The sequence below is a fragment of the Planktothrix paucivesiculata PCC 9631 genome (assembly GCF_900009265.2).
Classification (GTDB): Bacteria; Cyanobacteriota; Cyanobacteriia; order Cyanobacteriales; family Microcoleaceae; genus Planktothrix; species Planktothrix paucivesiculata.
The window spans coordinates 246,778-260,752 of sequence record NZ_LR735018.1 but is presented as its reverse complement, the minus strand read 5'-3'; the positions used below and the strand labels follow the sequence as shown (position 1 = coordinate 260,752).

The 13,975-nt window shown below is 40.3% G+C and carries 11 protein-coding genes, 1 pseudogene and 1 CRISPR repeat array; of the genes and pseudogenes, 4 read left to right on the top strand and 8 right to left on the bottom strand.

The features are described from left to right. Positions 1–44 precede the first annotated feature (44 nt). Both hisB and fabI read right to left on the bottom strand, forming a co-directional pair. A complete protein-coding gene (hisB, locus tag PL9631_RS15340; protein WP_083622115.1) occupies positions 45–686 on the bottom strand; it encodes an imidazoleglycerol-phosphate dehydratase HisB in 642 nt (213 codons plus the stop codon). 97 nt (positions 687–783) lie between these two features. Next, positions 784–1,560, bottom strand: coding sequence for an enoyl-ACP reductase FabI (gene fabI / locus PL9631_RS15335; RefSeq protein ID WP_083621618.1), 777 nt, complete (start codon positions 1,558–1,560; stop codon positions 784–786). Positions 1,561–1,747: 187 nt separating this feature from the next. Here fabI and ntcA point away from each other — a divergent pair, with 187 nt between their 5' ends. The 3 genes and pseudogenes from ntcA to PL9631_RS26765 all read left to right on the top strand — a co-directional run. Beyond that, on the top strand, positions 1,748–2,413 hold the full coding sequence (ntcA, locus tag PL9631_RS15330) for a global nitrogen regulator NtcA (RefSeq protein WP_083621616.1): 666 nt from the start codon (positions 1,748–1,750) through the stop codon (positions 2,411–2,413). A gap of 181 nt (positions 2,414–2,594) precedes the next feature. Continuing rightward, positions 2,595–4,202 carry a DUF3084 domain-containing protein gene (locus PL9631_RS15325; protein WP_083621614.1) on the top strand — a complete coding sequence of 536 codons (1,608 nt, stop codon included), beginning with the start codon at positions 2,595–2,597 and terminating at the stop codon, positions 4,200–4,202. Positions 4,203–4,286: 84 nt separating this feature from the next. Beyond that, positions 4,287–4,673, top strand: a pseudogene (locus PL9631_RS26765) (pre-16S rRNA-processing nuclease YqgF); the annotation flags it as partial. Positions 4,674–4,691: 18 nt separating this feature from the next. Further along, positions 4,692–5,782: a CRISPR direct-repeat array (repeat unit 37 nt; unit sequence GTTTCAGTCCCGCAAGCGGGATTATTTTAATTGAAAC). Between the two features lie 359 nt (positions 5,783–6,141). Here the strand turns inward: PL9631_RS26765 and glyS are convergent. From glyS to PL9631_RS15300, 4 genes are all read right to left on the bottom strand, one after another. Beyond that, positions 6,142–8,295, bottom strand: coding sequence for a glycine--tRNA ligase subunit beta (glyS, locus tag PL9631_RS15315; protein ID WP_083621612.1), 2,154 nt, complete (start codon positions 8,293–8,295; stop codon positions 6,142–6,144). A gap of 152 nt (positions 8,296–8,447) precedes the next feature. Further along, a complete protein-coding gene (locus PL9631_RS15310; RefSeq protein WP_083621610.1) occupies positions 8,448–9,107 on the bottom strand; it encodes a Uma2 family endonuclease in 660 nt (219 codons plus the stop codon). 132 nt (positions 9,108–9,239) lie between these two features. Beyond that, complete coding sequence (locus tag PL9631_RS15305; protein WP_083621609.1) at positions 9,240–9,941, bottom strand: Uma2 family endonuclease; 702 nt, start codon at positions 9,939–9,941, stop codon at positions 9,240–9,242. Positions 9,942–10,055: 114 nt separating this feature from the next. Continuing rightward, complete coding sequence (locus PL9631_RS15300) at positions 10,056–11,405, bottom strand: glycerol acyltransferase (protein WP_083621607.1); 1,350 nt, start codon at positions 11,403–11,405, stop codon at positions 10,056–10,058. 352 nt (positions 11,406–11,757) lie between these two features. Between PL9631_RS15300 and PL9631_RS15295 the strand changes: the two genes are divergently transcribed. Beyond that, positions 11,758–12,390: a DUF4241 domain-containing protein gene (locus PL9631_RS15295; protein WP_083621606.1), complete on the top strand. Its 633-nt coding sequence runs from the start codon at positions 11,758–11,760 to the stop codon at positions 12,388–12,390. Here PL9631_RS15295 and PL9631_RS15290 read toward each other — a convergent pair. Both PL9631_RS15290 and PL9631_RS15285 read right to left on the bottom strand, forming a co-directional pair. Next, positions 12,371–12,928 (bottom strand): peroxiredoxin family protein, encoded by a 558-nt coding sequence (locus PL9631_RS15290; RefSeq protein ID WP_083621605.1) that lies wholly within the window; start codon positions 12,926–12,928, stop codon positions 12,371–12,373. The genes PL9631_RS15295 and PL9631_RS15290 overlap by 20 nt on opposite strands. A gap of 112 nt (positions 12,929–13,040) precedes the next feature. Further along, entirely contained in the window at positions 13,041–13,634 is a 594-nt protein-coding gene (locus PL9631_RS15285) for a peroxiredoxin (RefSeq protein WP_083621603.1), read from the bottom strand. Positions 13,635–13,975 lie beyond the last annotated feature (341 nt).

The following is a 13,975-nucleotide window of genomic DNA, read 5'->3' as shown; positions in this document are numbered from 1 at the left end:
TGGGTAGATGCGCTAAAGCGCAACAACGAGGTGATCAGAAAAAATCACAAAACCCCTTTGGAACTGGGGATAGTATTTGCTCGACGGGAATCAATTTCTACCGCCATTCTTAAAGCTCTAGCAAAGGCTTTAAACCCGGCTTCAATAATATGATGGGAATTGATTCCATCTAATTGACGTAAATGCAATGTTAGTTGACTATTATTAACAATAGCCACAAAGAATTCTCGGACTAATTGAGTATCGTATGTTCCCACTCGTTGGGTCGGAATTTCTAAACTATAGGTGAGGTGAGGACGACCGGAAAAATCTAACGCCACCTGCACTAAGGCTTCATCTAAAGGGGCAATAAAATGACCAAACCGGACAATTCCTTTGCGATCGCCTAAAGCCTTAGCTAAAGCCAAACCTAATGTAATTCCCACATCTTCATTAGTATGATGATCATCAATTTCAATATCTCCCGTGGCTTGAATTTCTAAATCAATTAAGCCATGGGACGAAATTTGATGCAACATATGATCTAAAAAGGGAACTCCTGTACAAACCTTACAGACTCCAGTTCCATCTAAATTAACCGTGACATTAACCTCCGTTTCCCCGGTTTTTCGGTATACCGTGGCAATTCTCGGGAGTAGATCATTAGAATTTGCAGTATTAATAGAAGGGCGATCGGTAATTTGCATAATAATTAATTGATTACAAAACATCGTAATTGATTAATTACGAATTAAGAGTTAAGAATTAATCGTAATTCGTAATTCGTAATTCGTAATTTGCAGATTACATTCCCATGATGCAATAACCCGAATCGACATACAGAATTTGACCCGTAATGCCACTGGATAAATCGCTACAGAGAAATGCCGCCGCATTACCCACTTCCGTTTGAGTCACCGTCCGTTTTAGGGGGGCGATTTCCTCAACGTGATGGATCATGTCTAAAATCCCACCCACGGCCGAAGATGCTAGGGTACGAATCGGGCCAGCCGAAATCCCGTTTACCCGAACCCCCAAGGGCCCCAACTCCGCCGCCAGGTAACGAACATTCATTTCTAGGGCTGCCTTAGCAATTCCCATCACATTATAATTAGGAATCACTCGCACACCGCCCAGATAGGTCAGGGTGACAATACTACCGCCCTGGGTCATCAAAGGTTTAGCCGCCGCACTCAGTTGAACTAGAGAATAGGCACTAATATCCAGGGCGCGAGTAAATCCGGCCCGAGATACATTGCTAAAGTCCCCAGAAAGTTCCTCCTTTCCCGCGAAAGCCAGACAATGGATCAGAATATCAATTCGTCCCCATTGGTCACGGATGGCGGTAAATAACTCCTCAATTTGAGCATCATTCTGGACATCACAGGGCAGAAATAAACTAGGGTTGAGGGGTTCAACTAATTCTTGCACCTTTTTTTCAAAACGACCTTTCTCATCAGGAAGGTAGGTGATTCCAAGATTAGCTCCAGCTTGGTGAAGCTGTTGGGCAATGCCCCACGCAATGGAGCGATTATTGGCAATGCCGGTAACAAGTGCGTTTTTTCCGTTCAAATTTAGCATAATAGATTATTCTATAAGCAATTGGTATCCTAATCAAAGCCATGGATTTACTCATTTCTACCGGGGATAAAACATTGATCGGACAATCATCGGTCGATTAAACAGATAAATGATGCAATTAGCGTAATTAGCGTAAACTGAAATACGGAAGATATATTAGGGCATTGTTAGTGCAAGGGATCGGGTCGTGACGTATGATAGACCGTTAGCAGAAGTGTTCCGCAGCATCGGCGGAGGGGCGTTCCCTCCCGTCGTGGAAAGCTTTGAACGGGGTAAGACGATCTTCTTTCCCGGCGATCCGGCGGAGCGCGTCTATGTTCTGATCAAAGGTGCGGTGAAATTATCCAGAGTCTATGAAGCTGGAGAGGAAATTACTGTCGCTTTACTGCGAGAAAATAGTGTATTTGGTGTTTTATCGTTAATTACAGGTCATAGGTCAGATCGGTTTTACCATGCCGTCGCCTTTACCTCTGTAGAATTACTCTCAGTTCCGATTGAACAGGTGGAGAAAGCCCTGAAAAGCGATCCCGAATTGCCGATGGTGATGTTGCGGGGATTGTCGTCTCGGATTTTGCAAACGGAGATGATGATTGAAACCTTAGCTCACCGAGATATGGGATCGAGATTAGTTAGTTTTCTGCTGATTCTTTGTCGAGATTTTGGTGTACCGGGTAAAGATGGAATTCGGATTGATTTGAAACTTTCCCATCAAGCGATCGCCGAAGCAATTGGTTCCACGCGAGTTACAGTTACCCGTTTATTAGGAGATTTACGGCAAAAAAACATGATCTCAATTTATAAGAAAAAGATCACAGTCCATAATCCCGTTACCCTAAGTCAACAATTTACTTAATCTGTAGGTAGGTTTCCTCGATTGACCTCAAGAAGATCTAGCAAACCTACCCATAGATATAATTAGAGAAAATTGAACCAACTGCAAATTACAGGGGATTAAATCCCTATTAACCACAGTCTTAAATTTTTGGATTCTCAGGTCTTAAAATGCTGAGTTTCCAGTCTCCCAACTTTTTCTTATGACCGCAGGAATTATCCTGGTTATATCCATCTTAGTTTTAGGAGGTGTGATTGCGACAGTTAGCGATCGCCTTGGAACTAAAGTGGGAAAAGCCAGGTTGAGTTTATTTAATCTCCGCCCCCGCAACACTGCTATGGTTGTGACTATTTTAACAGGCAGTGTGCTTTCGGCATTGACCTTGGGGATTTTATTTGCTTCGAGTAAACCCCTGCGTCGAGGTGTGTTTCAGATTGATCAAATTCAAACTCGATTGAATGATGCTCGGAAAGATTTAACTCGGGCGGAAGATGAAAAAAAACGGGCAGAAAAGGATTTAGCCCGGGCTAAAATGGAAATTAACACCGCCATGGCGCAGTTAAATACGATTAATCAATCCTTACAAATTGCTCAATCTGAAGCCATTAGAACATCAAAAGAATTAGAAAAAACTCAAAATCAATTAGGAGATCTTCAGAAAAAATTACGCGAGATTCAAGTAGCCCGCACCGCAACGGAAGCTGAACTCAAAAATAGAGAAGATCGACTCCAAGTGGTGTTTCAACAAAAACAAAGTTTACAATCAGAAATTCAAAAACTGAGAACGGAACGTCGAAACCTGATTCAGCAACAGGAACAAGTTAAGGCACAAATTCGCAATCGCGATCGCGAAATTGTGAAACGGGATCAGGAAATTGGCAAACGCGATCAAGAAATGAAACAGCAGGATCAGGAACTTGAACAACAGGAAAACCGGATTACTGAACAGGATCAAATTATTGCTAAACGCGAATCTCGACTGGAAGAATTAGAAATAGAACAGAAAAAGTTAGAACAGCAAAAACAAGTTTTAAGTCAACAGGTTGAACTGATTGGGCGGGATTTTCAATTGTTACGAGAAGGCAGTGTAGTTTTAGAACGAGGGCAGGTTTTATCGAGTGGCTTAGTCAGAATTAGTAACCCTACAACCTCTATTCAAGCGGTTAATACGCTTTTAAAAGAAGCTAATAATTATGCCATTGAGTCTGTACAATTAGGAAATATCAAGGTCGATCAAGCCCGGGTGATTCAAATTACAAAAGCAGAAGTTGAAGATTTAATTAATCAAATTGATGATGGTCGAGATTATGTGGTACAAGTGATTTCGGCGGCTAATTATTTAGTCGGGGAAACTAAAGTCTCGGTTTTTACTAAAGCTGAACCGAATCAATTATTATTTACAACGGGGGAAATTATTGCGGGCACAACCTTGAATCCTTCAACTTTATCTCATGATCAATTAAGAAAACAAATGCAACAACTTTTGGATGCGTCTAGTTTTCGAGCCCGTTTTGTTGGGGTTGTGGGGGGAACAGTACAAATTGGCAATGATAGAATGGATACTTTAATTCGTTTTTTCCAACAAGTTCAAGATCATAGTCAACCCCTAGAAATTCAAGCGATCGCCGCCGAAGATGCCTATACTATTGGGCCGTTAAGATTGGATTTATTAGCACTTCGCAATGGGGAAGTAATATTTAGTACCCGACAACAGGAACAGTTTAATAATTCTAATCCATCAGAAAATCCATCAACTGAAATGCAGAATAATATAAAAAATTCTACTTCCCAATCTGATTATATCCAATAAAATGATAAAAAACCTTCCTGTTCCCTATTCCGGTATTCCCTTACTCTCAATCAGATTCTATTCAATAAAATGACAAAAAATAAAATGATTTTGGGGTTTGATCCCGGTCGAGAAAAATGTGGAATTGCGGTGATGGGTAATGATTCCCAGTTATATTATCATCAGGTGATTTTGGCGGCGGATGTTCCTACAATCATTGAATCTCTTTGTCAACAATTTACAATTGAAATAGTGGTGATGGGAGATCAAACCACTTCCAAAATGTGGAAACAAAAACTCACGGAAATTTTACCGAAATCCTTATCTATTCTTCAAGTGAATGAACGATATTCTACTTTAGAAGCGCGCGATCGCTATTGGCAACTTTATCCCCCCAAGGGTTTAACTCGTTTGATTCCCAAGGGAATGCGAACCCCACCCCGTCCGATTGATGATATTGTTGCGATTGTGTTAATTGAACGATATTTGAATCAGTCATCAGTCATTAGTTAAACAGTCCCGCAAGCGGGATTATTTTAATTGAAACTTATGATCATGTTGTTAATGATTATTCCTTTGATAATCCGTTTCAGTCCCGCAAGCGGGATTATTTTAATTGAAACCTCTATTCGCATTTGCTGATAAAATCTCCCTCCCTATAGTTCCGTTTCAGTCCCGCAAGCGGGATTATTTTAATTGAAACAGAACAGCGTAAAAATACGGATTTATCAATCTAAGCTGAGTTTCAGTCCCGCAAGCGGGATTATTTTAATTGAAACCTCTAAAAAAGTAGGCTGTTCTGATGGATAGATTTGTTTCAGTCCCGCAAGCGGGATTATTTTAATTGAAACGGTGAATGTAATCTAGGATTCCTTTGGGTTTCATAAGTTTCAGTCCCGCAAGCGGGATTATTTTAATTGAAACTATTGTTGATTGAGCAAGCAAAATCAACTTTTAAGTTTCAGTCCCGCAAGCGGGATTATTTTAATTGAAACTTTCGGAATGCTAACAGCAACCCTCTACTTTATGAAAAGTCGTTTCAGTCCCGCAAGCGGGATTATTTTAATTGAAACCTTGGAAGTTCGGACTGGGATAATATACCTTCATATAGTTTCAGTCCCGCAAGCGGGATTATTTTAATTGAAACCTGATGCCAGCCATCGGCACTCAGGGAACGATTGCTCTGTTTCAGTCCCGCAAGCGGGATTATTTTAATTGAAACCCCAAGCTCATTGGTAGAAGTGTCGTAGCTGATGTGTTTCAGTCCCGCAAGCGGGATTATTTTAATTGAAACAAACGAGTCGATTCAATTTTTGATTCCCCGGCTAGGAGTTTCAGTCCCGCAAGCGGGATTATTTTAATTGAAACGATAGTAGGGTTGTTATCCCCAAATTCCCTTGATTGCGGGTTTCAGTCCCGCAAGCGGGATTATTTTAATTGAAACATTTATTACTGATGTTTTTCTAAGTCTCTTACTTTTTGTTTCAGTCCCGCAAGCGGGATTATTTTAATTGAAACCGGTTTACCCCCCCCTTGGCAGGGTGCAACACTAGGAAAAAAATCCGTTTCAGTCCCGCAAGCGGGATTATTTTAATTGAAACTCTGCCGTTTGAAAGCCTTATGGGGCGGTGATTCTGAAGCCCATTTTCGTGAACCTCAAAAATTACCTCATTTGGGCCCTCATTATTGAAATAGATTATCAATAACTAACCAGACCCAAAAGTATAAACTATTGATTTGTCAAGGTTCTAGCGTTTTTCGTGAACCCCCCCAGGATTTCGCCCCCGCTTAGGTTCACGAAAATCATAATAAACCGAAACAATTTTCTTGTCAAGGGGAATCTTAATAGCAGTTGCCGCATCTATTAAGACATTCTTGAAAGCTAAAAGCTGCCCATAACCTATTACCTATTGCCCATTGCCCATTCCCTATTGCCTCTTGTATGATATTGCGATCGCCCTTAACTTTTAACAATTGCCCCAAAATCCGCTAAAACCCGGGCATGATTTCTTAATAATCCCAATAAATTCAAACGATTGCGTTGAATATTGGAATCATCATCCATTACTAAAACACTTTCAGGGCCATCAAAAAAGCTGCTCACCGTGGGAGTAATTTCCCCCAAGGCTTCCACTAATTGACGATAATTTCTTGTGGCTTGAGAGGCTTTTGTTTTCGGAACTAACTGTACTAAAGCCTGATAGAATTCCCGTTCTGAAGACTTTTGAAATAACTCAGGATCAACTGTCATTTCCGGTTGCAATTCCAGGGTATTTAACTCCCCTTGTTTTGCCAAACGGGTTGAACGATTAACCGTTTCATAAATTTGGTTTAAACTGCCATCTTTACGAATAGTTTGGAGGAACAAAGCCCGATCTCGAACATCTAATAAATCCTGTAACGCCCGTTCCTGATATTCCAGATCATTTTCTCCTAAAACTGCATTCACCAAATCATAATCAATCGCTTTTTCATCCTGTAATAAAGTTCTAATTCGTTGCAGGAAAAAATCATATAATTCATGATTTAATCCTAAAATCGCATTAGGAAAACTATTCACAAAATCCACCGCAATTTGTTTCAGAAGTTGATATAAATTTAGGGGTAAATCCGCCGCCCAAATAATATTAACTACCGCATTCGCCGCCCGTCGCAAAGCAAAGGGATCGGAGGAACCCGTGGGTAACATTCCCAAGCCAAAAATACTAACTAAAGTATCAAGTTTATCCGCCAAACCCACCACTTGACCGACTAGGGTTTGGGGTAAATTATCCGTAGCACTGCGGGGTAAATAATGTTCAAAAATCGCCGTTCCTACCGCTTCAGGTTCTCCCCCTTTCCGGGCATATTTTTCCCCCATTACTCCTTGTAATTCGGGAAATTCATAGACCATTTGGGTAACTAAATCAGCTTTACATAATAACGCAGCCCGTTGAATTAAACTGCGGTCAGATTCACTAATATTAAGTTGATCACTAATCCAATTAGCAATTTTAGTAATCCGATTTACCTTATCCCGAACTGAACCTAAATCCTCTTGAAAAGTTACCGCTTCTAAGGAAGGTAAATAGCTTTCTAAGGGATTTTTCAAATCGGATTTATAGAAAAATTGTCCATCGGCTAACCTTGCCCGAATTACTCTTTCATTTCCCGCCGCAATTAAATCGGATTTAGCGGGATCTCCATTAGAAATCGTGATAAAATAGGGCTTTAAAGGCGATGAATTTTGGGTTTCCGTTGTTAATATCGGAAAATACCGTTGATGCGTCACCATGACGGTTTTAATCACCTCTGCGGGTAAATCTAAAAATTCCTGATCAAAGGTTCCGACAACGGCCGTCGGCCATTCCACTAAATTAACCACTTCTGCCAATAAATCTTCAGGAATTTCGGCCTTTCCCCCCACACTATTCGCCGCGATTTTAACTTCTTTTTGAATAGTCCCAATTCGTTCCTGGGGGTCAACTTGAACAAAGGCTTTTTTCAGAGATTCAGCATAGGTTTTAGCATGGGAAATAGAGATGGGTTCAGGATGTAAAACCCGATGTCCGTGGGAAATGCGATCGCTTTTAACTACTTCCGAACCACTAACTAAGGTAACAGGTAAAACCTGATCATCTAATAATGAAATTAACCAGCGAATTGGCCGGGGAAATTTCAACTCCCCATCCCCCCAACGCATAAACCTTTTACCTTCTAATTTAGTAATCCATTCTGATGTTAATTCGGCTAAAATTTCCGCCGTTAATCGACCGGGAATTTTCTTTAAAACAAATACAAAATCTCCTTTAGGAGTGGGACGAATTTCTAAATCTTCTAAGGTCACGCCCTGTTTTTTAATAAATCCTTCCGCCGCCGGAGTGGGTTTTCCATCTTTAAAAGCCGTAGACGCTGGAGGGCCTTTTATTTCTTCTTCGCGGTCAGGTTGGTGGCTAGGAAGTCCCTCAATTAAGACCGCTAACCGTCGTGGTGTTCCCCAAACTTGAACCGACTCAACGCTTAAAAACTGTTCTTTGAGACTAGCAGGAATTTTCTGTTTCCACTGTTGAATGGCGGTTTCAACAAAGGTTGCTGGTAATTCTTCTGTGCCCACTTCAAGTAAAAAACTAACCATAGGAAATTTTATAAAGAATGTTACTAAGACAATTAAGGTGACAAACAATTACCATAGCAGGTTAGGGGGTCATCTCTCAAGGGTTAATGTTTCTCACCCCCCTGTAGAGACGTGCCACGGCGCGTCTGTCTACAAGATTTTTGGAAATATCTTTATTCTATCGGTTCGATGCCTAAAGATCGCAATTGTTCGGCTAAACGTTCAGCCCGATTTTGTGCTTCTAATGCTGCTTCTTCAGGTGTAGAAAGAAGCTCACCTTCTGAAGTAAAATACCGTAGTTTTTCTTGGTAAATTCCTAGGAATAACCCTAATACTTCACTTTCTAATAATCCGGCGGTATTGGGAATAATTTCTTGATATTCCTGTCCGACTAATTTAAAACCCGTTAGTTCTAAATCATCGGGAGAAAACCAGAAATATTCCTGGGTTCTAAATTGATCTTGATATAAATTCTTTTTAGTGGTTTTATCAGTTTCTGCCGTTGAGTTGGAAAGAAGTTCAATAATTAAATCGGGATATTTCCCTTCTTCTTCCCAAACTACCCAGGATTTTCTCGGACGTTTAGAAGTATTTCTCACCAAGAAAAAATCCGGCCCGCGAAAGTCTCGATTTCTTAGTTGTTGACGACTAAAATAGATGGTTAAATTTGCCCCAATAAAATAATCTGTTCTATCTTTCCAGAACCAATCTAAACAAGACACTAATAACGCTAACTGGAGATAATGTAACGTACTTTCCATTTCTATATACTCACTTTCAACTTGAGTACCATCGGGCATTAATGCCTCGAATTGTTCTGCGGTAATTGACATTTTTTTCCTCGTTTACTTTTAATATTAGCCGATGAATAAAAGTTGTAAACTGGGTTAATTCAGCTATGTTCTTAAACCCTAGAGTAGAGACGTGCCACGGCGCGTCTTTCTACAATATGTTTGGAAATATCTTTATTCTATCGGTTCTATTCCCAAAGACCTTAATTGTTCGGCTAAACGTTCAGCCAAATTCTGTGCTTCATTAGCCCGATTTTGCGCTTGACTAGCCTGATTTTGTGCTTCTAATGCTGCTTCTTCAGGTGTAGAAAGAAGCTCACCTTCTGAAGTAAAATACCGTAGTTTTTCTTGGTAAATTCCTAGGAATAACCCTAATACTTCACTTTCTAATAATCCGGCGGTATTGGGAATAATTTCTTGATATTCCTGTCCGACTAATTTAAAACCCGTTAGTTCTAAATCATCGGGAGAAAACCAGAAATATTCCTGGGTTCTAAATTGATCTTGATATAAATTCTTTTTAGTGGTTTTATCAGTTTCTGCCGTTGAGTTGGAAAGAAGTTCAATAATTAAATCGGGATATTTCCCTTCTTCTTCCCAAACTACCCAGGATTTTCTCGGACGTTTAGAAGTATTTTTTACCAAGAAAAAATCCGGCCCGCGAAAGTCTCGATTTCTCAGTTGTTGACGACTAAAATAGATGGTTAAATTTGCCCCAATAAAATAATCTGTTCTATCTTTCCATAACCAATCTAAACAAGACACTAATAACGCTAACTGGAGATAATGTAACGTACTTTCCATTTCTATATACTCACTTTCAACTTGAGTACCATCGGGCATTAATGCCTCGAATTGTTCTGCTGTAATTGACATTTTTGTTCCTCCTCATTTGAGGTTGGGTTAATTTATTATATAGTAAGTATCAAGGAATTGTATAAAAGCAGTAGTAGGGGCGAGGCGCGCCTTGCCCCTAAGATGAATAGGATTTTAATGCTCAATCATCTGTTCTAAAGCAGTCTGTAAATCCTGGGTTAAATTAGCAACTGCTTGACGACGATTTGTTTGATAATCCGACCATTTTTTAGTCACAGAAATCGGTTCACCAATGGTTAATTTAGCGCGTTTTTTTCCTAAATGGGGCCGTTTTTGAGGGTTTTCTCCCTTTAACCGAGTTACCATTGTCCAGACAATTAATGTGGTTTCGGCAAAACGATCAAAAGTCGGATTTTCTTTAATATAACTGCCTGTTACCCCCACAAAACTTTCCACTAATCTCATATTCCACATTCGCAAACTAGCTTCGGTTGCTACCCGATCTGCTAATCCTAATTCTACCGCCGACCAGGTATCATTTGCCTTGAGATCATAGCGATAAATACAATCCCATCCCGCCTGTTCTAAACGACGACAACGACTACTTAAATCCCCCATGGGTTTGAGATTAAAATATTCTTCAGCAACGGTTAAGGCAATATCTAATAATCGTTTAATTCGATCTGGAAAATCAAGGGTTTCATCGGCGGGAATACTCCGATAATAGAATTGGCGATAAAAATTTTCCATAATATCTAATAAATGATTTCCCAACCGAATTAAACGGCTATAGAGAGATGCAAAGGTTAAATCCGGGCTAGATGGAGGTAAGTTACAATCTCTTTCTAATTGGGCAATTAATTTTTCTAAATCTTCCCAATTATCTTTAATATAAAAATACTGTATACCAATCGGAACTAAATAAACTTCTTCGGGTCGTTCGGCTTTTTTTAAATCTTCAACACACCAAAATCCTAATTGAGAAATTCCGGGTTCTAAAGGACTAATATTTTGATTATGTCCATTGGTTGCCCCTTCCGGTGCGGCGGCTAAAGGAAACTGACCATTAATAAATAAATCCCTTGCGGATCGTAATCCTAAACGATCGACTTTCCCCCTTAAAATCGGTGTTCCTCCTAATTTTGGAAATAACCAAGAAACTATATTTCCTGCCCATAAAGGAATCCCTCGATCATACATAAAATGGGCATGAATTGGATTAGATAAGACTATTTCCTGTTGTTTGGCACTTTCAGGAACAAATCGCCATAATAATTGACTGATACAATAGGGATCATCTGTATTTGGATGACGAAAAGCTAATAAAAATCTAACTTTTCCGCTTTTAAATTGTTGATAAAGATCAACTAATCGTTCAATTTGTTCGGCTTGAATGTCAACTAATTGGGTTTTCCATTTCATCCAAAAGGGCATCCCCCATTGACAGACTTTTAGCACTAAAGGATTAAAATGAGGCGGAATAAAATCCAGGGTGGGTTGTATATTTTTAATCAGATTAGCCATAAATTAGGGTTGAGTCAATGTAATAAGTATTAAAGCGGATTCAACTCAACCGATTATTATAGCAATCCGTCAGGATTTTGTTGTAATATTTGATTCTGGGGATTTCTGGTCAAACCCCTGTTTTAGTTTGGCTTTGGAGGGACATCACTCCTAGAGTTTTTGACAATTACCGACCAGTCCTTGTGCAAATCCCCTACTTTTAAGTGGGTGAATTTGCCTGTTGCGGTGTTCCCCATTCCCTATTGCCTTTTAACCATAATTCGTTACAATGACAACCGAACTTTAGATCTAAAAACGGTTTGCTTTAAAAGGACAAATCATTAAGTTTTCTCTTAGAAGGCAGGTAGAAAGGATGAATCCCACTGACTTGAATCAAGCATTTCAACATGGTTATTGTTTTCAAACTACCCTTGATCAGCATATCGATCAAGTTACCTATTCTGTCCATGCCCTCGGTGAACTCGTTTTAACCTCTGGAAAAATTGCCGTTTGTGATCCTTTAGTTGTCCCTAACCCGCATCTTTGTTTGACTCAAACCCTAGCTGCGGGTCGTTATCCGGTGAAACTCAGTATCGCCACATTCCATGACCAAAAAGAACAAAGGGTCGCCTATGGGATGTTAATAATTCGAGATCAACCCGCAGTGAGATGGGAATTAGCGATATCTTCTCAACCTGATCAAGAATCGAGTTATCCCGTCACTTCTGGGACAGGATGTTTTATCGATGGGGAGGGGGTCAAATATCTATCTTCCCTTTCTGATCATGATTTTGACCATTATTATCATTGTTTGGATCAACTATTAGATCAAACCTATCTTGATACTTGGGATTGGACAAATTTCTGTTTAGATGAATCAACCGGATTGAATATTATTGCCTTTCATTCCGGTTGGGGTGAGGGTTGTTATCCTTCCTATTGGGGTTATGATTCCCAGGGAAATCCAGTCTGTTTAGTCACGGATTTTAGGCTTTGGGACTCGTGAGGGGATCGACGACTTCTAAGAGGGTTTTAATACTAGCATTGTAATCAAAAAAAGAAAACAAATGTTTATATTGCAAGATGCCCTTTTTGTCTAAAACAAATTGACCGGGTAAGGGCGCGCCCAGGGCTTGTCCTACTTGATATATTTGGAAAATGCCACAGCTTGGATTACTCAGCAATGGCATTTTTAACCCGAGATCTTTGACTACAATTTTACTTTGGCGTTCATCGGTACTGGTAATCAGTAAAACTTCTATTCCCTTTTGAACAAAGGCTTCATAATTTTCATTCAGCGCTCTAACATGGGGATAACACCAGGGACAATATTGTTTTTCGGTGAAAATGCGGGTAAAGGCTAAAATCACTGGGCGATCGCCTCGAAATTGAGACAACCGCACTAATTGACCATTGGTAATATCGGGTAATTGAAAATCAGGGGTTTTCGACCCTAACTCTAAATTGCTAGTGGCGGGTATGGGAAAAAAGTTATTCCAAAATCGACGATTAATTAAACCCGTAAAATCGTTAGAAGTCAGCATAATAGTTTGTGGTTTGTATTCATCTTAGTGTAAAACAATCTTACGGAATAGACGAAACCCGCCCTCACAAAATTGTAAAGACGGGTTCCTAAATCTTGTCTAAAACCTAATCTTAGACCGCCGCAAAGAATTCTTTGGACTTGACGGGATCGGGGATCATGGTTTTGTCGCCCGGTTGCCAACCCGCAGGGCAAACTTCATCGGGGTGGGCTTGAACATATTGCAGGGCTTGCAGTGTCCGCAGAGTCTCATCCACGTTACGACCAAAGGCGAGGTTATTGATCGTGGAGTGTTGAATCACCCCTTCTTTGTCAATGATGAACAAACCGCGCAGGGCAATTCCGGCTTCGGGATCAAGGACGTTATAGGCGGTGCTGATTTCTTTTTTCAGGTCAGCGACTAGAGGATAGTTGAGGTCGCCCACACCGCCGGATTTGCGATCGGATTGAATCCAAGCTAGGTGAGAGAAGGCGCTATCGACGGAAACCCCAAGAATTTGAGTATTCAGTTTGCTGAATTCTTCGGCGCGATCGCTAAAAGCCGTAATTTCAGTCGGGCAAACAAAGGTAAAGTCTAAGGGGTAGAAGAACAGAACTACATACTTACCCCGATAGTCGGATAGTGAGATGTCTTTGAATTCTTGGTCAACAACGGCCGTTGCTTTAAAATCCGGGGCGACTTGGCCAACACGCAGGCTCTCAGCCATGAATAATACTCCTTAAACTGACGATAGTATAGTTTCGTTGCAGAAAATCAGGACAATTTTGATCCCGATTGTTTTGCTATCTTACGATTTATTACAACTATATCATAGTCGAAATGAGTACAGTTAGACAAGATTAAAAAAAAATCGGTATAGTGCGTAGCGCGAGGGAACAGGGAACAGGGAACAGGGAACAGTACGAAAATACTTCGTTGTGACCCACATATTATCTAAAAAACCCTGTTTCTCGGGCGACCTGCGTAAGTCCTATCAAGGTTAGGACAATACTAAACCTTGTAACCTACTATTCCCTATTCTGGTGTTCCGGTGTTCCCTATTCCTAA

Coding starts and splice junctions, on each gene's coding strand:
- hisB (WP_083622115.1), bottom strand. CDS start 686: ATGCAAATTACCGATCGCCCTTCTATTAATACTGCAAATTCTAATGAT.
- fabI (WP_083621618.1), bottom strand. CDS start 1,560: ATGCTAAATTTGAACGGAAAAAACGCACTTGTTACCGGCATTGCCAAT.
- PL9631_RS15325 (WP_083621614.1), top strand. CDS start 2,595: ATGACCGCAGGAATTATCCTGGTTATATCCATCTTAGTTTTAGGAGGT.
- glyS (WP_083621612.1), bottom strand. CDS start 8,295: ATGGTTAGTTTTTTACTTGAAGTGGGCACAGAAGAATTACCAGCAACC.
- PL9631_RS15310 (WP_083621610.1), bottom strand. CDS start 9,107: ATGTCAATTACCGCAGAACAATTCGAGGCATTAATGCCCGATGGTACT.
- PL9631_RS15305 (WP_083621609.1), bottom strand. CDS start 9,941: ATGTCAATTACAGCAGAACAATTCGAGGCATTAATGCCCGATGGTACT.
- PL9631_RS15300 (WP_083621607.1), bottom strand. CDS start 11,405: ATGGCTAATCTGATTAAAAATATACAACCCACCCTGGATTTTATTCCG.
- PL9631_RS15295 (WP_083621606.1), top strand. CDS start 11,758: ATGAATCCCACTGACTTGAATCAAGCATTTCAACATGGTTATTGTTTT.
- PL9631_RS15290 (WP_083621605.1), bottom strand. CDS start 12,928: ATGCTGACTTCTAACGATTTTACGGGTTTAATTAATCGTCGATTTTGG.
- PL9631_RS15285 (WP_083621603.1), bottom strand. CDS start 13,634: ATGGCTGAGAGCCTGCGTGTTGGCCAAGTCGCCCCGGATTTTAAAGCA.